The organism is Polynucleobacter sp. HIN11 (assembly GCF_030297675.1).
GTDB lineage: Bacteria > Pseudomonadota > Gammaproteobacteria > Burkholderiales > Burkholderiaceae > Polynucleobacter.
Genome location: NZ_AP028142.1, coordinates 1,408,316 through 1,427,983, shown reverse-complemented (window position 1 = coordinate 1,427,983; position 19,668 = coordinate 1,408,316). Strand labels below are relative to the sequence as shown.

Below are 19,668 nucleotides of genomic sequence, written 5' to 3'. Positions count from 1 at the left end.
AATCAATTTAAGACAATATCGTATTGTTCTTGCCTAAAGCCAGCCTCAGCCTGGAGCCGAATTGGTTTTTGGATAAAGTCGCCGAGCATAGCTAAGAATTGATTCTCTTCCTCAAGGAATAAATCAATGACATCGGGTGAGGCAACAATGCGGAACTCTTTGGGATTAAATTGGCGATGCTCACGCACAATCTCACGCAAGATTTCATAGCAAATCGTCTGCGGTGTTTTCGTTTCCCCTTTGCCATTGCAAGACGAACAGGGTTCGCACAAAATATGAGATAGGGACTCGCGCGTTCGCTTGCGTGTCATCTCAATCAGTCCCAATGAAGAAAAATCGTTCACATTGGTGCGCACATGATCACGCGCTAAATTCTTCTTCAGCTCGCCAAGCACTGCTTCTTGATGGTCGCTCTGCGTCATGTCAATAAAATCAATGATGATGATGCCGCCCAGATTGCGCAAACGCAATTGACGGGCAATCGCTTGAGCAGCCTCTAGATTGGTTTTAAACACGGTGTCGTCTAAATTACGAGCTCCAACAAAACTCCCGGTATTGACATCAATAGTGGTCATCGATTCGGTTTGATCGATCATCAGATAGCCGCCTGACTTAAGATCGACACGCCGTCCTAGTGCTTTATTAATCTCAGAATCAATATCAAAGAGATCAAAGAGGGCGCGCTCACCTCGGTAGAGAGTCAGCTTGGAATTCAGTTGTGGCATAAACATCTGTGCAAACTGAGTCAAACGTTCAAAGTTTTCAGCCGAATCAATCCGAATCTGACTAGTCTCAGGGCCAGCCATGTCTCGTAATACCCGCTCGGCTAAATTGAGGTCTTGATGAAGAAGCGCGGGGGCCGCTTTTTCTTTGGCGCGTTGCGCAATTTGTTGCCAGGTGGTGCGAAGGTACTTCAGGTCAGAAATCAAGGTTTCATCGCTCACATGTTCGGCACTGGTGCGAACAATGATGTCGCCGGATTCATCTGCAGGAATCAGACCTTTCAGACGGTTTTTGAGTGCTTCGCGTTCCTCGGGATTTTCAATCTTTTGTGAGATGCCAATATGAATCTCTTGACCTAATGGCCGATGAATTTGTGGCAAATAGACCAAATTACGTCCCGCAATACTAATTTGGCGGGTGAGTCTGGCTCCTTTTGTTCCGAGGGGGTCTTTAAGTACTTGCACCAAGAGTGTCTGTCCTTCGAACAAAACTTTTTCAATCTGACCACCAGTTTGCTGTTCGCCCAAATCATTAAAGTGAATGAATGCAGCACGTTCTAAACCAATATCAATAAAGGCTGATTGCATCCCAGGTAAGACCCGCGCTACCTTCGCTAAATAAATATTGCCCACAATCCCACGCTGGCGCGTACGTTCAATATGGAGTTCTTGAACGGCATTTTGCTCAATTAAAGCAACGCGTGTTTCTTGTGGGGTGATATTGATGAGGATTTCTTGAGTCATGATTGGGTTAAACCAAAACGTACATCTGCTACTCGTAGTAGTTGGGCAGTTTCAAATAAGGGAAGCCCCATGATACCGCTATAGCTTCCAGAAATCTCCTCAATAAACGTAGCGGCCATCCCCTGAATGCCATAGGCACCCGCCTTCCCAAATGCTTCACCGCTGCTGACATAGCGTTCAATTTGCTCATGGCTTAATGTCGTAAACCGTATCCTTGACTTTTGTAATACGCAGACCGGGATGCTTGTGGGCTCAGGGGTGATGGCAAGGGCTGTGTAAACCCAATGCGTCTGACCGCTCAAGACGTGCAATATCCGCATCGCGTCTTCTTGATCGTGCGGCTTTCCAAGGATTTCGTGATCGGGCGAGCCTGGAAGGCTTACGGTGGTGTCGGCGCAAAGTATTGGCGCCCAGGGAAGCTCGAGACTTACTTGGCGGCGCTGATGCCAACGCTTGAGAGCTGCGATACTTTTAGCAATGGTTACGCGTTGCGTGTAGTCTGCAGCACTTTCGTTTGCAAGAGCGAGCTCTAGAGACTCGGCATCCTCATCAGTCCCTGGCAGGAGTAGCTCGAAGCGTACTCCAATCTGCGAGAGTAACTCCCGGCGACGCGGGCTTTTCGAGGCGAGGTAAATAAAGTCATACTTCATGTTAAATGATTTCCCATTTACTCACGATGATAGGGGTGGCCTTGCAGGATGGTCCAGGCACGATACAGTTGTTCGATCAGCACTAGGCGAGCAAACGCATGTGGCAGGGTGAGGCTTGATAGTTTCCAGATGAGACCGCCATTTGCTTTGAGGCTTGGGTCAAGCCCATTTGCTCCGCCGATCAAGAACGCAATATCTTGACCATTTGCCCGCCAATTCTTGAGATGATCCGCAATCGCTTGAGTTCGCAGATCGATGCCATGCTCATCTAATGCAATGACGACCGCACCTTTTGGAATCGCTGCAATGATTTTGCTCGCTTCTTTAGCAGGATTAATATCCGGCTTTAGTTCTTTAAGCTCAATAACGCAGTCGCTGGGCATGCGTTTTTGGTATTCCTGGCATGCTCTAGATACCCAGTCTGGCATTTTGTGACCAACCGCAATAATCCAAAGACGCATGGTTTATTCGTCGCCAGCGTCTTCACTGGCTTTGACGAGCTTCTTGGTGCTGGACAATTTGACCCGAACCGGTTTGTCACCCCAGATTCCTTCGAGTTGGTAGTAGGCTCTAAGCATGGGCTGCAGGATATGAACCACAATATCGCCGCAATCCACTAGAACCCATTCACCCGTCTCCAGGCCCTCGATTGAGATCACTTCGCCCCCTTTTTCAAGAACCTTTTCTTTGACCGAGAGAGCCAAAGAACGGGTCTGGCGATTGCTGCTGCCGGTGGCAATGATCACGCGATCAAACAGTTCGCTAAGCTTGCTGCTATCGTAGACACGAATGTCTTGTGCTTTGACATCCTCGAGGGCGTCGATGATGGTGCGCTGTAGTTTTTTAATATCCATATGGCTTTTTGCTCATCTTACCTTGGATTGATAAAGGCCTTTTTCTAAAATAATGTTCCAGACCGATTCTGGCAACCATTGTTGAATGGCATCAGCGCTGGGGTGATGTGCCAGTAAAGGTCGAAGACTGCTCGATGCCAGATCAATGGAGAGTTCTTCATCTAAATAAATCAGGCCGCAGGGGCGTTGACAAAGCTCCTGAGTACTTGTGGTTTGATGATCTTGATAATGGGCCAATAGGGGTGGATGGTCTTGAAGTTGGATCGCAATCCGATAGGGAGGGCGACTTGCTACTGCCAGATGAATGTAATGCATTAAGTCGCGCCAATCATTCCAGGTGTAGAGCTGCAAAAAGCTATCGGCACCCATGAGCCAAATTAAAGCCGTTTGCTCACCATGAAGCCGTCGCAGAGCTTTGGCACTATCAATCGTATAGCTGGGCCCAGCCCGATCAATTTCCATGGTATTCACGGTGACTTGAGTGCTGAGTCCAAGTTGTTGGAGCTCGATCCTTAGGACCTCGGCGGCTGCAAGCGTCATGGCATAGCGATCAATCGCAGGGGTGATGTGCGCACCCTTTTGCCATGGCTCACCGCTGGGTAGCCACATGAGCTCATCGAGCTTTAGACGTTTAGCAAAATGCGCGGCAAGATGAATGTGGCCCCAATGCGGCGGGTCAAATGTGCCCCCTAGGATACCGATGGTTTTATTCAAGAATGATTCGCCTTAAACCTCGGATAGCCAATCGCGTGGCTTGAGATAGCGCTCATAGAGGCGAGCTTCCGGTGTCCCTGCTTGGGGCTGCCAGTTGTATTTCCAGGTGACAACAGGTGGCATGGACATGAGGATGGATTCCGAGCGCCCACCCGATTGAAGACCAAAGATGGTTCCTCGATCAAAGATGAGGTTGTATTCCACATAGCGACCCCGGCGGAATTCTTGAAAATCACGCTCTGCCTGGGTATAGGGCTCTTGATAACGGCGCTCAAGAATTGGTAAATATGCTTCGATGAATGCGTCTCCCACGGAGCGCATCATGGCAAAACTTCTCTCAAATCCCAACTCATTGAAGTCGTCAAAAAAAATACCGCCAATGCCACGCGGCTCGTCCCGATGCTTGAGATAAAAATATTCATCGCACCATTTCTTAAAGCGTGGATACAAGTCAGCGCCAAATGGATCAAGAGCATCTTTGGCAGTTTGATGAAAATGCTTACAGTCTTCATCCACTCCGTAGTAGGGGGTTAGATCAAAGCCACCGCCAAACCACCAGACCGGATCTTGATTGGGGGCTTGCGCAATAAAACAGCGCACATTCATATGCGTTGTAGGTGCCTTGGGATTGCGTGGATGGAACACCAAGGAAACACCCATGGCTTCAAAAGTGCGTCCAGCAATCTCAGGACGATTTTGGGTGGCTGCCGGTGGTAATTGTTGGCCGCTCACGTGCGAGAACCCAACCCCGCCTTTTTCAAGGACGTTGCCATTCTCTAGAATGCAGGTTCGCCCTGAGCCCTGTAACTTACTATCTTTGGGTTTTTCCCAGGCATCCGTCACAAACAGTTTGCCATCCACCTTGCTAGTTGCACTAGTAATGCGGTCTTGTAAATCTAATAAATAATGTTTAACAGCCTGAGTATCAATTGTTGCTGCCATTCAATGTCCTTACCTTTTCTTACTTAATCGCTCGAAAGCCGATATCGCTGCGGTACTGCATACCATCAAAATGAATCTGGTCAATCGCAGAATACGCCTTTTGTTGTGCCCCTTTGACAGTATCTGCCAACCCAACAACGCACAATACTCGGCCACCCGAGGTACGAAGCACACCATCTTGGATTTTGGTACCCGCATGAAAGGTGATTTGGTCATTGGTTTCTGCGGGGATTCCAGTAATTGCATCGCCTGTTTTAGGATTTTCGGGGTAGTTGGCCGCTGCCAATACCACTCCAAGGGCAATGCGCCGATCCCAAGTTAGTTCGACCTCATTTAGTTTGCCATCGATCGCTTTATCTAAAGCAGGTACCAAATCGCTCTCAAGACGAGCCATGATCGGTTGGGTTTCGGGATCGCCCATGCGGCAATTGAACTCCAGGGTTTTAATTTGACCATTAGGCTGGATCATCAGACCTGCATAGAGAAAACCAGTGTAAGGAATTCCGTCAGCGCGCATCCCCTCAACGGTTGGCATGATCACCTCACGCATGGCACGAGCGTGCACTTCGGGGGTTACCACTGGGGCCGGCGAGTAAGCACCCATGCCACCAGTATTAGGACCTTGGTCGCCATCGAGCAAACGCTTGTGGTCTTGGCTGCTAGCAAGTGGTAAAACATTCTTGCCATCGACTAAAACAATAAAGCTGGCTTCTTCCCCCGTAATAAATTCTTCAATCACAACCCGTGCACCTGCATCGCCGAGCTTATTGTCTGAGAGCATCATGTCAACCGCCCTATGCGCTTCTGGCAAAGTCATGGCAACCACCACTCCCTTACCGGCCGCTAGACCGTCGGCTTTGATCACAATCGGCGCACCTTTTTGATCAATGTAGTCATGCGCTGCTAGGGCATTTGTAAAGGTTTGGTAATCCGCTGTAGGAATGCCATGGCGCTTCATGAATGCCTTGGAGAAGTCTTTGGAGGATTCTAGTTGTGCTGCTAATTGGGTTGGACCAAAAATCCGCAAGCCCTGATTGCGAAAGACATCCACAATTCCTGCGGCCAATGGCGCTTCAGGCCCTACGACGGTTAAGCCAATTTGCTCACGTTTTGCGAACGCGGCAAGCTCTTCGAGATCCGAGATCGGTAAATTTTCAATACCGGCGGTTTTTTGATTCGCTGTGCCTCCATTGCCAGGGGCCACGAATACTTTTTGTACTTTCGGTGAGCGAGCGAGTTTCCAAGCCAAGGCATGTTCGCGACCGCCAGAGCCAATTAATAAAACTTTCATAATGAACCTTTTCTCCTCATCTCATAGATTGGCATTGGTATAGACCGCTTGGACGTCATCTAAATTTTCGAGCGCATCTAATAGTTTTTGCATCGATTCAGTTTGCTCTGGATTGAGATCGACCTCGGTCGAGGGGCGCATCGTCACCTCGGCTAACTCGGGTTTTAAACCCGCCGCTTCTAAAGCGTTACGGACATTGGTGAATTCAAAGGGATCCGTGATGATCTCGAGCGACCCATCCTCATGCGTAATTACATCCTCCGCACCGGCTTCAAGCGCTAACTCGAGTAGTTGCTCTTCATTGGTTCCAGGAGCAAAGAGCAGTTGTCCACAGTGTTTAAATAAAAAAGCAACGGAGCCTTCTGTACCCATATTGCCCCCGTGCTTTGAGAAGGCATGGCGAACCTCGGCAACAGTGCGGGTGCGATTGTCCGTCATCGCATCGACAATCACTGCGGCACCATTAATACCGTAACCCTCATACCGAATCTCTTCGTAGTCAACGCCATCGGCAGCGCCCGTTCCGCGCGCAATTGCACGTTGCACATTGTCGTTGGGCATATTGGCATCTTTGGCTTTGTCGATTGCGAGGCGCAAACGCGGATTTGCGCTGAGATCACCTCCGCCTAAGCGGGCAGCAACAGTAATCTCTTTGATGAGTTTGGTCCAAATCTTGCCACGCTTTTCGTCCTGGCGGCCCTTACGGTGTTGAATATTGGCCCATTTTGAATGACCCGCCATGGTGGCAATCCTTCTTAGATGAATAAATGAATTTCGGCTTAGAACCGTAATTTTAGGCAAAATACGGGCTTGGCTTAAAAAATGACACCCCAAGCATCGATTTCGATGAATTTGGAACAAGAATATTCAGGAGAAACCATATGTCAGTTACGCACACAAAAGCAATTCGGATCGATGAAGTTGGACCACCCGAGGTCATGAAATACGTTGATGTTTCACTAGGCGAGCCAGGACCAGGCGAGGTTTTGATTGCACAAAAAGCATGTGGCCTGAACTACATTGATATTTATTTCCGATCAGGCTACTATCCCCAGCCATTACCAGGCGGCATTGGCATGGAAGCATCGGGCGTTATTGAGAAAGTTGGCCCAGGCGTGACACACCTCAAGGTGGGCGATCGCGTTGCCTATGCAGGTAGACCAACGGGGGCCTATGCGCAAGCTCGTATCATGCCCGCAGAGACGATTGTGCAGTTACCTGATGCGATTTCGTTTGAGACTGGCGCGGGAATGATGTTGCAAGGACTCACAGTGCAGTACCTTCTAAACGATACCTATAAGGTGCAGCGCGGCGATACGGTTCTATTTCATGCGATTGCTGGGGGCGTTGGCTTAATTGCTCTGCAATGGTTAAAGGCGATTGGTGCCACCGTAATTGGTACGGTAGGTAGCCCTGAGAAGGCGGCGCTCGCAAAGTCATATGGCTGTGATCATGTGATTCAATACCGTACCGAAGATTTTGTAACACGCGTGAAAGAGATTACGAACGGTAAAGGCGTGGCAGTTGCCTATGACGCAGTCGGTAAAGATACCTTCATGAAGACCCTCGACTGTATCGCCCCACGGGGCATGGCGGTCAGCTTTGGCAATGCTTCTGGATCGGTTCCGCCGATCGATCTAGCCGTTTTGTCGAGCAAGGGATCGCTAAAGTTAACCCGACCCACACTAATGACCTATGTACACAATCGCTCATTGTTAGAGCCAATGGCCAAGGATTTATTTGAGCGCGTGACCCAGGGGCAAATTAAGATTGAGATTAAGCAACAATACCCTCTGGCAGACGCTGTGCAGGCGCACCGTGATCTGGAGGGACGTAAGACCACTGGCACGACGATCTTGATCCCTTAATCAGTCGATTTAGGAATTTTGGGTACGAGGCGATGAGATTGGTTAAAATCATCGTTTCGATTATTGCTGTTAATACAAAACATTAACGCACTAGCCTCGGTGATGGAATTGGTAGACGTGCCGGACTCAAAATCCGGTGCCGCAAGGCGTGTCGGTTCGAGTCCGACCCGAGGCACCATCAAATTTGATAATCGCTTGATTCGCTCGACATTGCCTGTTCTACGATTTTGCGTGTCAGCGTGGGTGAGAACAGCTCAATAAAGGTGAAGATAAACGAGCGCAGATAAGCGCCTTGTTTAATACCGATGTGCGTGACATTGGTGCCAAAGATGTGACCCACGGAGATGGATTTCAGTTGCCGATCGCGCTCGGGATCTAAGGCAACGCCCGCCACAATCCCAACCCCCATGCCATTCTCGACATAGGTTTTGATCACATCCGCATCAATCGCCTCCAAAATGATGTCGGGCGTGAGGGTGCGCTGCGCAAATGCTGCATCGATTTTGCTGCGCCCAGAGAATGCTTTTGCATAGGTGATGAGTGGATATTTAGTTAAGAGCTCTAAAGTGATGGACTCATGATTGAGTAAGGGGTGACCAGACGGCACAACCACCGCATGCTGCCATTGGTGACTGGGGAGGGCTAAAACTCCAGGTGTATTAGCAAGTCCCTCGGTCGCAATGGCTAGATCAGCACGATCCTCGAGTAGCATTTGGGCAATTTGACTGGGGTTACCCTGCAATAGACTAACGCGTACTTTTGGAAAACGCTTGGTAAATTCACTCAAGACTTTGGGTAAGGCATAGCGAGCTTGGGTGTGAGTCGTGGCAATCACAAAGCTACCTTGGTCTTGATTGGCGTAATCATTGCCAACACGTTTTAAGGTCTCCACTTCCTCTAATAAGCGCTCAATCGAGACCAAGATGCGCTTACCGGGCTCGGTTAACGAGCGAATGCGTTTGCCATGGCGTCGAAAGATTTCGACACCTAACTCATCTTCGAGTTCAATAATTGCTTTGGAGACTCCAGGCTGCGAAGTGAAGAGTGCCTTTGCAGCTGCGGTCAGATTAAAGTTCTGACGGACTACCTCGCGAACAAAGCGCAGTTGATGAAGATTCATTCGAACATACCCCTAAGCACGGGATACCCACTTAAGAGCTGCAATTGCTAGGATCAAATAAAGCAATGGTGGGAAGATTGCTGTAAATAGGGCGGGGAGTGCGCCAAGTAAGCCAACGCTCGAGAACAAGGTATTAAATAGCTGAAAACTCATACCCAGCATGATGCCACCAAAGACCTTGATGCCAACGCTCCCAGCCCGTACTTTCATGAAGGCAAAGGGTAGGGCGAGTGCAAGCATCACAAAGATGATGAAGGGGTAAACCACTTTTTTCCAAAAGGCAATCGCATGGCGCTGCGCATCTTGTTTGTTCTCTTGGAGGTGCAAAATAAATTGGCCTAAACTCATGATCGACATCTTTTCAGGGCTAATTAGGAGAACATTGAGGATCTGCGGGGTGACTTGTGACTCCAAGCTAAGCGTTGGAATACTTTTGGTCTGAGCGGTGTAGACCGCATCCAAGGGGTCGCCACCACGCTTCTCAATAAAGCGTGTTTCTGAAACATCATTGAGCTCCCAAACACCTTTATTATCAAAACGACCAGATGCAGCACTACGAATTGAGAGGAGACGGTAGTTGGGATCAAACTCATACATCCGAATTTGCCGAATTTGATCATCCGGATCAATTGAACCCACATTGACGTATCTCACACCAGCTTTAACGGGCCCCGCTCCGTCCTGATCGCGCAATTGATCTTTGAGCCAAACGCCAGACCGAAACTGTGAGCTGAAGGTTGAGCCTAACGCGTCCATCCGAATTCGTTCGGAAAGCCGTTCACTGTAGGGCCCCAAGCCTTCACTGATTGCTAGGGTCAGGATGACAATGGGTAGTGAGATCTTGGCGAGCGTAAAGAGACTGCGTTTGATATCTAAGCCTGCTACCCGGAGGATGGTGAACTCTGATTGACTCGCCATCATGGCAAACACATAAATACTACCGATTAAGCCAGCGATCGGAATAATTTCAACCATGCGGCTGGGCGCCTTGAGGAGTACATGGAGAAGCGCTAAAGGCAAGGTGTATTTAGAGTTGACTGATCCCAGTTCACTCAGAATGTCAAAAAATACAAAGAGTGCGAGCAGGGCAAAGAGAATGAAGCCAAAGCTCGCATAAATTTGCTTAGCAAAGTAGCGTTCATAAATTTTGGGAAAGAGCCAACTCATTTGCTTTGCCAGGCCCTTGGAAGTTGGCGTTGCCACCACTTTAAGGATGGATTGATACGGTTACGAATCAAAACAAAGGCTAAGCCAAATGCAAGTACATGAATCGGCCACAAGCCGACAAAGAAATCAACGCGTCCTTGCGCAACATAATTTTGACTGAGATTTAATAGGTTGCTGTACATCAGATAAATGAGGACGGCATAAAACATCGCCGTATAGTTACCTAAGCGGGGATTGACATAAGCCAAGGGAATGGCAATCAAGACCAAACCCAGGGCCATGATGGGTAGGCCGATGCGCCAAAGCAGTTCACCAAAGTTGGCGCGCAGGATATTGGGATCGGTTTCTTGCATCAGCTCAATCACATTTTTTTCTCGATCCCGTGGCGGCGGCTTGGCCACTTCTTTACTTAAGATCTTGGTCTCGTACTCATCAAACTCTAAGATTCTGAAATTTGGCTGGGTCGGCTGGCCTTCATAACGGCGGCCTTTTAAGAGAACCACGTTTTTGTCACCGTTGGGCGTATTCTCGATATAGCCAGTGGCAGCAACTGCGACACTCAACTTTTGATTACGCGTATCGGCCACAAAGATATTCTTGACTTCCCCTTTATCAACATCAATCTCTTCAATGAAAAAGACCCGCTCAGCTTTGGCCGATTCTTTAAATTGACCTGCTGCAACCATGGACACATCATCGCGCTGTTGAAAACGCTGACTGATAACACTTGACTCACGATTTGCCCATGGCCAAACAAAGGCGGCCAATAGAGCAATGATGATGATGAGTGGAATCGCAAATCGCAGGATTGGACCAATTAAATTTGTAATGCTCAATCCACTTGCAAACCACACAATCATTTCGGAGTCTTTGTACCAACGGACCAAAACAATTAAAACCGCAATAAATAGTGAGACGCTCAATAGAACCGCAAAATAACCGAGGGTCGCGAGAGCGATTAGGACTAAAGCATCCTCGGGATTAACCGTTCCACTGGCCGCAAATCCCAAAATCCGGATTACGAGGGTGGTAATCATGATGGTGACCAAGACCAAAAACACAGCACCTGTGGTCATGCTGAGTTCGCGGCGGAGGGCTTGTTCAAAAATCATGGTGGCTGGATCTAATTCTGCGACTTTAATTCGGTCGGTGGATAATGTAAAAAAACCCCAAATGGTGAAAGATGATGACGATTCAATTTAGCACGAAAGTTCTTGCCGATATCGATTTTAAAAGCCCCAAGGGCGCTGCTGCGGTTTGTGGCTTAAGCAGCGATTGTTTGGTTTTAGCCTATCGCGCCGCGGAGCTCTCCCAGCTTCAGGCCCTTGATGATCTCCTCGGAGGAGCAATTTCAGAGGCACGCTCTGTAGGTGATTTGGATGGAAAAGCCGGAGTATGCACTTTATTACGCTCAACCCGGGCATGGGCCTTGAGTAAGGTGAAGCTCAAACGTGTTTTATTAGTGGGTCTTGGTGATAAAGAGTCCTTAGGGGATTTTGCCAAGATTGCGCGCTCGACCCTTAAGGTATTGAGTGGCGGCTCTATCCAGTCAGTGCTTTGGCATGCGCCTAGCTTTACTGGCAAGCAAAAGGCCAATCAAAGTCCTAATGCAATTGCCGAGCGGATTCGTTTACTAGCGCAAATTGTGGGAGATCAGGTTTATCGATTTGGAGCTCGACAAGAACAATATAAGACCAAGCCGCAAGAAAAAGCAGATACCTTAGCGCACTTCACCCTGCTGACCAATACCAAGAAAGCTGGGCTTCTGAAGACTGCAGTTCAGGAGGGATCGGCTTTGGTTGAGGGAATGAACCTCACGAAAGATTTGGGTAACTTGCCACCCAATGTTTGCACTCCAACGTTTTTGGCACAAACCGCACTGAATCTTCCTAAGAAGACCAAGTTAAAAGTCCAGGTTCTCAATCAGCAACAAATTGAAGCCTTAGGTATGGGTTCATTCTTAGCAGTTGCTAAGGGTTCAGAGACTCCTCCACAGTTCATCATCATGCGTCATGAGGGTGGGAAAGCAAATGAGGATCCGATCGTTTTGGTTGGCAAAGGCATCACCTTTGATACGGGCGGCATCTCATTGAAGCCTGGCGAAGCAATGGACGAAATGAAGTACGACATGTGTGGTGCAGCATCGGTATTTGGCACCATGTATGCCGTATCGTTGTTGGGATTAAAGAAGAATGTGATTGGTGTGGTGCCAACTTGTGAGAATATGCCATCGGGTCGCGCAACCCGTCCGGGCGATATTGTGAAGAGTATGTCAGGGCAGACCATCGAGGTTTTAAACACCGATGCCGAAGGCCGACTTATTCTCTGCGATGCGCTTACCTATGTAGAGCGCTATAAGCCTAAGGTTGTCATTGATGTCGCTACTTTGACAGGTGCTTGCATCATTGCATTAGGCCATGTGCATAGCGGTCTGTTCTCCGATGACGAAGCCCTCGTAAAAGCCTTGAATAAAGCTGGTCATCAATCCTTAGATACCGTCTGGCGTCTGCCGCTCGATGCAGCATATCACGAGCAATTGAAGTCAAACTTTGCGGACGTCGCAAATATTGGCGGACGACCTGCTGGAAGTGTGACCGCAGCTTGTTTCCTCTCGCGCTTTGCTGAAAAATTCCGATGGGCCCATCTGGATATTGCTGGAACTGCATGGAAGAGCGGGGCGGCTAAAGGGGCAACAGGGAGACCAGTTCCCCTATTGCTTAATTTCTTGCTCGATCAATAAGCACCCATTAATAGCGCGAATGGCCAGAATTGATTTTCATAGTCATGTTTCGGACAAATTACAGTACTGCTGTCGTTTAAGCCGCAAAATTCTGGCCAGCTCTCATCCCCAGGGGTTGCCACGCACGATCGTGATTACTGGAAGTAAAAACGACCTCAACAATCTTGATGATTTATTGTGGACCTTCAGTAAAACTGACTTTTTACCTCATGCTTGGTTGCATCACGAGGGTGCCCACGAGACCCCGATTCTCCTGGTGGATCAGTTATCCGAGCTAGACCACCAAGCGCCAGCGCATCGGGATGTCTTGATTTACCTTCATGCACAAGCTCCACAAGGTCTTGATGCCTTGCTGGAACGCTTCCCTCGTTGGATTGAAGTGGTGACCACACAAGAGAATGAACTGAAGGCAGGGCGCGAGCGCTTTAAGGGTTATCGTGCCTTAGGCCATGAGCTTCATCATTTTGATCAAAGCAAAGCGGCGGCCTAATGTTGGTGCATCCCCAAATCGATCCAGTCGCACTGCAAATAGGCCCGTTGGCGATTCATTGGTATGGCCTGATGTACTTATGTGCATTTGCCCAATTTTTATTACTGGGACGACTGCGTGTTCGCCAAGAACCATATCAAGCGATGCGTTGGACCTTTAAAGATGTTGAAGATATTCTGTTTTGGGGAGTGGTGGGGGTGATTGTTGGGGGTCGCTTGGGTTATGTGCTCTTTTACATGCCCGGTTTTTATCTGCAAAACCCCCTCAGTATTTTTAAGCTCTGGGAAGGCGGAATGTCCTTCCATGGTGGGTTATTAGGAGTCCTAATCGCTTTGGCATGGTTTGCGAAGCGGCGCCAACTCTCATACTTTGTGATTACGGATTTTGTGGCGCCACTCGTGCCACTGGGACTTGCTTTTGGACGCCTTGGAAACTTTATTAATGGTGAGTTATGGGGACGTCCGAGCGATTGGCCGTGGGCGATGGTGTTTCCGATGGTGGACCAAGTGGCCCGCCATCCATCACAGTTGTATCAATTTGCAGGTGAAGGCCTTCTATTAGCTTTGGTATTGTGGCTCTATGCAAGTAAACCAAAACGCGTGGGGCAGGTATCCGGACTTTTCTTACTTGGATATGGGCTACTTCGTTTTCTGGCGGAGTTTGCTAGGGAGCCGGATGCGTTCTTGGGCTTACTTGGCTTGGGTTTATCCATGGGTCAGTGGCTATCGATGCCGATGATTGGTTTGGGAATCTACTTATTGCTGCGAACGCCGCGTCAATAAACCCTTTTGACTGAGTGATTTAAGCCCCTGTTACAAAATCTGGTTATGCTGTCAGCATGCTAGAGAAAATTGCCCAAACCCGTTACCTATCCCGAGCCAACAGTGCGGTTCGCCAGCTTATTTCTGAACGGGGTGAATCAAACGCTGTCAGTATGGCCTTAGATGTGATCTCAAACTACCGTAAGCTCAATGCCGATCATCGCTCTAAATTTTTTATGATGCTCGCTGAACAATTCAATATTGATGCTGAGCAACTGACGAAGGCAGCGCAAAGTTTTGCGGCAGATCCAAATGCAAGAAATTACATTCGCCTGCAGAAGATCTCTGAATCCCCTCGCCAAGAGCTTTTAAGGCGCCTCAATCGAGCTCCGGGTGGTACGGCTGCAGTCGTCGAAATGCGTCGCGATCTTTTGACCTTACTAAATAAGAAACCGGAGTTAATGGGCTTGGACTACGACATGCGACACCTCTTGTCGTCCTGGTTTAATCCTGGGTTTTTGAAGATGCACCGTGTTGACTGGAAGTCACCGGCAGAGATTTTGGAGAAGATCATTGCCCACGAGGCCGTCCATGCCATTGATGGCTGGGATGATCTGCGCCGGCGTTTGCAACCCGATCGGCGTTGTTTTGCCTTTTTCCATCCCCAGCTACCGGATGAGCCCTTAATCTTCGTGGAAGTTGCTCTGCTTCCCGAGATTCCAGTTGCCATCATGCCTTTAGTGGATAAAAAATCTATCCCTGTAGAGCAAACCAACCAATTCAAAGTGGCTGCGTTTTACTCCATTAGTAACTGCGAGTCTGGACTGCGGGGGGTTTCGATGGGCAACTTCTTAATTAAGCGCGTTGCTGAGCAACTCCATGCCGAGTTCCCGGGATTAAAAACCTTTGTGACACTATCCCCGATTCCGGGCCTCATGGAGTGGATTACCGATGGAGCCCATTTGGGCGACCTGCCAAGCTCTGACAAAATGAAGCCGGCGATTCGTAAGGCCCGTGACGAGGCGCTTGAACTTTTGAAACTCAATGGTGCTAATTGGATGGATAAGCTAGGCAAGTCCTGGCATCCAGATCAATGCAGTGAGGACGAAAAGGCTGCCCTGATGGCTTTAACCGCGATTTATCTGACCGTGGTTACCCCAAGTCGGGACGGCAATCCTGTCGCTAAATTCCATCTAGGTAATGGTGCCAAGCTGCATCAAATTAATTGGGCGGGTGATTTGTCCAAAAATGGCCTGCGGCAATCCGCTGGTTTAATGGTGAATTATCTGTATGATCTGTCGAGCGTTGAGGAAAATCATGAGCGCTTCGTGAACGGCGATATTATTTATTCCCGTTCGGTTGGTAAGCTGATCAAAACATAAGCCTAATAAGTCCTGTATAAGACTTTTAGGGGTTTTGCCCTAGTTTTTGAAGTTCGATTTAGAATGATGTTCGCAATCGTTTTACCCTTTATAAGAATTGAAGAGGAGACAATAATGGCATTAATTCAGAAGAAAAAAATAGCGGGCCTCGTGCTTAGCTTATTAGCAGTAGTGGGCTTATCAAGCACCGCTCATGCGCAAGAGTGGCCAGTAAAAACCGTCACATTTTTGAACCCATTCCCAGCGGGTGGTGGCACGGATGCATTCGCCCGTCCTTTGGCTGCTCAGTTAACCGAGCAATTGGGTAAGCAGTTCATTATTGATAACCGTGGTGGTGCAGGTGGTACGGTAGGTGCATCGGTTGCAGCGAAAGCAGCACCAGATGGCTATACCTGGTTTATTGGCGCATCCCATCACACCATTGCTCCTTCCATGTACAAGAACTTGGACTATGACATTCAAAAGAGCTTCATTCCAGTTGCTCTTTTAGCCAGCGTTCCACAGGTATTGGTAGTAAACCCCAATCGTGTGAGTGCTCGTAACTTAAAAGACTTCATTGCTCTTATGAAGAAGAACCCTGGTAAATACAACTTTGCCAGCGCCGGTAGTGGCACAGTGCATCACTTAGCTGGTGAGTTATTTAAGATCCAAACAGGCACCTTCATTGTTCATATTCCTTATCGTGGTGCAGGTCCCGCAATGAGTGACCTCTTAGCTGGCCAGGTTGATTTGGAATTCGATGGCTTGGGAACATCCGCTCCACAAATTAATGCTGGTAAGTTGTTTGCGATCGCCGTTGCTTCTGAGAAGCGCAATCCAGCAATTCCAAACGTACCAACATTTGTAGAAGCTGGTTTGCCTGACTATCGCGTTTCGACTTGGTACGGTATGTTTGCTCCTGCTGGCACACCAAAGCCAATCATCGATAAGATGACAGCTGAGGTTCAAAAGGCTCTTAACTCACCAAAGTTGAAAGCGATTTGGGCTCAAAACGGTGCGGATAATCCAAATCTTTACGGAGAGGCATTTGGTAAGCAAGTTGCGTCTGACGTAACCCGTTGGGCTGAGGTTGTTAAGAAATCAGGCGCTAAGCTCGATTAATTTTGTATTCGTAGTCAAGGGTTTTGAGTGAACTTATACGCATTATTAGAGTCTGGCTTTCCTAAAAATCGCGAGGACTGTGCACTAGAAACCCAAGACGGACTGTATTACTCGTGGCGCGATCTCGATCGCGCCACGGCCATGATGGCAAATCTTCTCAAGAGCTTGAAGTTACCCCAAGGCTCACGAGTTGCTGTCCAAGTTGAAAAATCCCCAGAAGCACTTTTCTTATATCTGGCCACTCTACGTGCCGGGTATGTGTATTTACCCTTGAACACGGCGTATCAAGAGTCTGAGATTCAGTATTTTCTAGAGAATGCAGAACCAGCCGTTGTCGTTTGCAGTTCCAAGAACTTTTCTTGGATTTCAAAGATTGCATTTAAGAGCGGCACTCAAAATGTATTCACCCTCGATGAGAATCGGACCGGATCACTTTTAGATCGCGCTGCTCAGTGTTCCGATCAATTTAAGACCGTTAAAAAAGCCGACGACGAACTAGCTGCTATTTTGTACACCTCCGGTACTACAGGTCGCAGTAAAGGTGCCATGCTCACGCACGGTAACCTGGGTAGTAATGCCCTGGTATTAAAAGAGTTTTGGGGCTGGAAAAAAGGTGATGTCCTTTTGCATGCTCTGCCCATTTTCCATGTGCACGGATTGTTTGTTGCTGCCCATGGCGCTTTATTAAACGGCAGCAAAATGATTTGGTTGCCTCGTTTGGATACTGCACAACTCATTAAGCATTTGCCACGCTCAACCGTCATGATGGGCGTGCCAACATTCTATGTACGCCTTCTGCTGGATCCGAACTTTAATCAGAGCGTCTGTAAAAACATGCGCCTCTTTGTTTCAGGCTCCGCACCTTTATTAACTGAGACCTTTAATAATTTCCAGAAAGTGTCTGGTCATACTATTCTTGAGCGCTATGGTATGAGTGAGACTGTGATGTTGGTCTCTAATCCGTATAAGGGTGCCAGAGTTGGGGGATCCGTTGGCGTTCCTCTTCCTGGAGTTGAGGTTCGTGTCGTGAATGAATCCGGATCACTCTGTGATGTCAACGAGATTGGTGCCATTGAAGTGCGCGGTCCGAATATATTTAAGGGCTACTGGCGCATGCCTGAGAAGACCGCTGAGGAGTTCACTAAAGACGGTTGGTTTAAAACGGGTGATGTGGGTCGTTGGGGTGGTGAAACCAGTGCCGGTAAAGTGCCTGATCACTATCTGTGCATCGTGGGTCGCAATAAGGATTTAATTATCTCGGGTGGCTACAACGTCTATCCAAAAGAAATTGAGAGTTTTATTGATGATATGGATGGGGTTGAGGAAAGCGCAGTGATTGGGATTCCGCATAAAGACTTTGGTGAGGCGGTCATGGCCGTGGTGGTTCCAAAGCCAGGCGCCAAACTCAATAGCCAATCGATGATCGATGCTCTCAAGTCAAAGATTGCAAACTTCAAAGTTCCCAAGCGGGTTGAAATTGTCAACGACTTACCCCGAAACGCCATGGGTAAGGTCCAAAAGAACGTATTGCGCCAGCAGTACAGCCATTAAGCGCCAAGCGCTTTATGGGCCTCATTGAACATAAAGAGCGCTAAGAACATTAGCATTACCCCAAAGACTCGCTTGAGTTGAATGACATTGAGCTTGCGAGCTAATTTTGCTCCAAGTGGGGCAGTAAAAATACTCGTTGCTACGATGCAGGCAACGGCCGGTAGATAAATGAAGCCAAAAGATCCTGCCGGTAAGTCGGGCCGACCAAAGCTACCAAAGACGTAACCCAAGGTTGACGCAAGCGCAATCGGAAAGCCGAGCCCCGAGGAGGTTGCCATTGCGACATGGGGACTCACATTGCACCAGATCATGAATGGCACGGTGACAAAGGCGCCACCGGCACCTAGTAAGCTCGATAGCCCTCCGGAGAAGGCGCCATAAGAGAATAAGCCGACCTTACCAGGTAGCTCACGTTCCGGCTTGGGCTTTTTGTTGATGAACATCTGAATCGAGGTGTACACAATAAAGATGGCAAAGAAGAGGGAGAGCCAGCCAGTATTGAATGCCTCAAATAGTTCGCTACCTCCTAAAAAACTCCCCACAATGATTCCGGGGGTGAAGCCCGCAACCAGTTTCCAGTCAATTGAGCCATGGCGATGATGCGCCCGAATGGCTGACAGTGAGGTAAACAAAATGGTGGTCATTCCAGTGGCAATGGCCATATGAACAATGATGTCTTGGCTAAAGCCCTGGTGATTAAAGACAATGATCATGAAGGGGACCAAAATCATTCCCCCGCCAATCCCAAGCAGACCCGCTAAGAACCCTGCACAGGCTCCGCAAACCAGCAGGATTGCAATATCAGTCAGAAACATGCAAGGATCCCCGCCTTGGTCGCTAGACCGTCATCCTGAACCCTAAAGTTCAAGGTGGCACGGTAGCAATACTTCGGGTGCATCAAATGACTCAGGGAGTATCGGACTAGCCCACACTGTAAATCGATCAGACGCTCGCGCCCATACTGCAATACCCGTTCCGTATGCTTACGCATCGGTTCAAGGAACTATTGGCCTTGGCGCACCAGGCAGGGAAAGTGTTTTGATCAGGGAATCGACTTGCTGCTCAAGCGCATTGACTTCCTGTTCAATCAAAGTCAGTTGTTCGGGATCAACCTTGGGGGCATTGGTTGCTTGTGCCAAAGATTGCTGAGCTTGAATCAGGTCACCCGCTAATTTAATGGCCGCCATCATGGCTGCCCGTTCAATACTTTTATTACCACTGGCTAGAGCTAACTTAATCTGTTCATCTACTAAGGTGCAGGCCTCGCGAAGTAATGGCTCATGATCGCTTGATGTAGCTAGTGTGATTTTGTGGCCAGCAAGGCTCACTTCAATGCGTTGTTGGGTCATGGTCTTTATCGATGATTGCGTTATCGCCTAACAGGTTCATTTGGCGAGAATCACTTTGTTCTGGCAGGCGCTTTAGGATGTGCTCAATACGCTTTTGGGCATCCTCAATTTTTGACTCAAGGGCAACGCGATCGTTTAGTAATGCCTCAACGGAGGCATTCACCATTTTTAACTTCTCAGAAAGACGTCGGAGCGTTTGCTCGATGGAATCTTGCGACATAA

20 protein-coding genes, 1 tRNA gene, 1 other RNA gene and 1 pseudogene are annotated in these 19,668 nt (G+C 48.5%); 8 read left to right on the top strand and 15 right to left on the bottom strand.

From position 1 onward, the window contains the following. Positions 1-2: 2 nt before the first annotated feature. The 8 genes from rng to QUE60_RS07155 are packed head-to-tail and all read right to left on the bottom strand — an operon-like array spanning position 3 to position 6,658. On the bottom strand, positions 3-1,466 hold the full coding sequence (gene rng, locus QUE60_RS07190; RefSeq protein WP_286225135.1) for a ribonuclease G: 1,464 nt from the start codon (positions 1,464-1,466) through the stop codon (positions 3-5). Continuing rightward, positions 1,463-2,116, bottom strand: coding sequence for a Maf family protein (locus tag QUE60_RS07185; protein WP_286226544.1), 654 nt, complete (start codon positions 2,114-2,116; stop codon positions 1,463-1,465). The genes rng and QUE60_RS07185 overlap by 4 nt, the downstream gene beginning before the upstream one ends. Positions 2,117-2,133: 17 nt before the next feature. Beyond that, a complete protein-coding gene (gene rlmH, locus QUE60_RS07180; protein ID WP_286225133.1) occupies positions 2,134-2,577 on the bottom strand; it encodes a 23S rRNA (pseudouridine(1915)-N(3))-methyltransferase RlmH in 444 nt (147 codons plus the stop codon). Between the two features lie 3 nt (positions 2,578-2,580). After that, entirely contained in the window at positions 2,581-2,970 is a 390-nt protein-coding gene (gene rsfS, locus QUE60_RS07175) for a ribosome silencing factor (RefSeq protein WP_286226543.1), read from the bottom strand. A gap of 12 nt (positions 2,971-2,982) precedes the next feature. Further along, positions 2,983-3,684 carry a nicotinate-nucleotide adenylyltransferase gene (locus QUE60_RS07170; protein ID WP_286226542.1) on the bottom strand — a complete coding sequence of 234 codons (702 nt, stop codon included), beginning with the start codon at positions 3,682-3,684 and terminating at the stop codon, positions 2,983-2,985. A gap of 12 nt (positions 3,685-3,696) precedes the next feature. Next, positions 3,697-4,626, bottom strand: coding sequence for an oxygen-dependent coproporphyrinogen oxidase (gene hemF / locus QUE60_RS07165; RefSeq protein WP_286226541.1), 930 nt, complete (start codon positions 4,624-4,626; stop codon positions 3,697-3,699). Positions 4,627-4,645: 19 nt separating this feature from the next. After that, positions 4,646-5,917 (bottom strand): phosphoribosylamine--glycine ligase, encoded by a 1,272-nt coding sequence (gene purD, locus QUE60_RS07160; RefSeq protein WP_286226540.1) that lies wholly within the window; start codon positions 5,915-5,917, stop codon positions 4,646-4,648. A 21-nt stretch (positions 5,918-5,938) separates the two neighbouring features. After that, positions 5,939-6,658 (bottom strand): YebC/PmpR family DNA-binding transcriptional regulator, encoded by a 720-nt coding sequence (locus QUE60_RS07155; protein WP_286223395.1) that lies wholly within the window; start codon positions 6,656-6,658, stop codon positions 5,939-5,941. A gap of 140 nt (positions 6,659-6,798) precedes the next feature. Between QUE60_RS07155 and QUE60_RS07150 the strand changes: the two genes are divergently transcribed. Both QUE60_RS07150 and QUE60_RS07145 read left to right on the top strand, forming a co-directional pair. Continuing rightward, positions 6,799-7,785, top strand: a complete 987-nt coding sequence (locus QUE60_RS07150; RefSeq protein WP_286226539.1) for a quinone oxidoreductase family protein — start codon at positions 6,799-6,801, stop codon at positions 7,783-7,785. 93 nt (positions 7,786-7,878) lie between these two features. Next, positions 7,879-7,963, top strand: a tRNA-Leu gene (locus QUE60_RS07145). Here the strand turns inward: QUE60_RS07145 and QUE60_RS07140 are convergent. The 3 genes from QUE60_RS07140 to lptF are packed head-to-tail and all read right to left on the bottom strand — an operon-like array spanning position 7,964 to position 11,184. After that, entirely contained in the window at positions 7,964-8,905 is a 942-nt protein-coding gene (locus QUE60_RS07140) for a CysB family HTH-type transcriptional regulator (RefSeq protein WP_286226538.1), read from the bottom strand. It abuts the tRNA gene before it with no gap. Between the two features lie 12 nt (positions 8,906-8,917). Then, positions 8,918-10,072 carry an LPS export ABC transporter permease LptG gene (lptG, locus tag QUE60_RS07135; protein WP_286226537.1) on the bottom strand — a complete coding sequence of 385 codons (1,155 nt, stop codon included), beginning with the start codon at positions 10,070-10,072 and terminating at the stop codon, positions 8,918-8,920. Then, positions 10,069-11,184 carry an LPS export ABC transporter permease LptF gene (lptF, locus tag QUE60_RS07130; RefSeq protein ID WP_286226536.1) on the bottom strand — a complete coding sequence of 372 codons (1,116 nt, stop codon included), beginning with the start codon at positions 11,182-11,184 and terminating at the stop codon, positions 10,069-10,071. Before lptF ends, lptG begins: the two co-directional genes overlap by 4 nt. Positions 11,185-11,264: 80 nt before the next feature. Here lptF and QUE60_RS07125 point away from each other — a divergent pair, with 80 nt between their 5' ends. From QUE60_RS07125 to QUE60_RS07100, 6 genes are all read left to right on the top strand, one after another. Further along, positions 11,265-12,812, top strand: coding sequence for a leucyl aminopeptidase (locus QUE60_RS07125; protein ID WP_458574809.1), 1,548 nt, complete (start codon positions 11,265-11,267; stop codon positions 12,810-12,812). A gap of 19 nt (positions 12,813-12,831) precedes the next feature. Continuing rightward, positions 12,832-13,302, top strand: a complete 471-nt coding sequence (locus QUE60_RS07120; RefSeq protein ID WP_286225125.1) for a DNA polymerase III subunit chi — start codon at positions 12,832-12,834, stop codon at positions 13,300-13,302. Continuing rightward, positions 13,302-14,084: a prolipoprotein diacylglyceryl transferase gene (lgt, locus tag QUE60_RS07115; protein ID WP_286223389.1), complete on the top strand. Its 783-nt coding sequence runs from the start codon at positions 13,302-13,304 to the stop codon at positions 14,082-14,084. The genes QUE60_RS07120 and lgt overlap by 1 nt, the downstream gene beginning before the upstream one ends. 56 nt (positions 14,085-14,140) lie before the next feature. Beyond that, positions 14,141-15,445 (top strand): malonyl-CoA decarboxylase, encoded by a 1,305-nt coding sequence (locus QUE60_RS07110; protein ID WP_286226535.1) that lies wholly within the window; start codon positions 14,141-14,143, stop codon positions 15,443-15,445. A gap of 114 nt (positions 15,446-15,559) precedes the next feature. Continuing rightward, a complete protein-coding gene (locus QUE60_RS07105; protein ID WP_286225123.1) occupies positions 15,560-16,546 on the top strand; it encodes a Bug family tripartite tricarboxylate transporter substrate binding protein in 987 nt (328 codons plus the stop codon). A gap of 27 nt (positions 16,547-16,573) precedes the next feature. Further along, positions 16,574-18,097, top strand: a complete 1,524-nt coding sequence (locus tag QUE60_RS07100; protein WP_286223386.1) for a malonate--CoA ligase — start codon at positions 16,574-16,576, stop codon at positions 18,095-18,097. On the opposite strand, the gene QUE60_RS07095 is transcribed toward QUE60_RS07100, so the two are convergent. The 4 genes and pseudogenes from QUE60_RS07095 to QUE60_RS07085 all read right to left on the bottom strand — a co-directional run bounded on the left by QUE60_RS07095 (position 18,094) and on the right by QUE60_RS07085 (position 19,666). Continuing rightward, positions 18,094-18,912 carry a sulfite exporter TauE/SafE family protein gene (locus QUE60_RS07095; protein ID WP_286226534.1) on the bottom strand — a complete coding sequence of 273 codons (819 nt, stop codon included), beginning with the start codon at positions 18,910-18,912 and terminating at the stop codon, positions 18,094-18,096. The two genes, QUE60_RS07100 and QUE60_RS07095, sit on opposite strands and share 4 nt — an antisense overlap. 3 nt (positions 18,913-18,915) lie before the next feature. Continuing rightward, positions 18,916-19,131: non-coding RNA, 6S RNA (gene ssrS / locus QUE60_RS07090), on the bottom strand. Between the two features lie 81 nt (positions 19,132-19,212). Then, positions 19,213-19,446: pseudogene (locus QUE60_RS09185) on the bottom strand (cell division protein ZapA); the annotation flags it as partial. Then, positions 19,427-19,666 (bottom strand): hypothetical protein, encoded by a 240-nt coding sequence (locus QUE60_RS07085; protein WP_286226533.1) that lies wholly within the window; start codon positions 19,664-19,666, stop codon positions 19,427-19,429. The pseudogene QUE60_RS09185 and the gene QUE60_RS07085, both read right to left, overlap by 20 nt. Between the last annotated feature and the right edge of the window lie 2 nt (positions 19,667-19,668).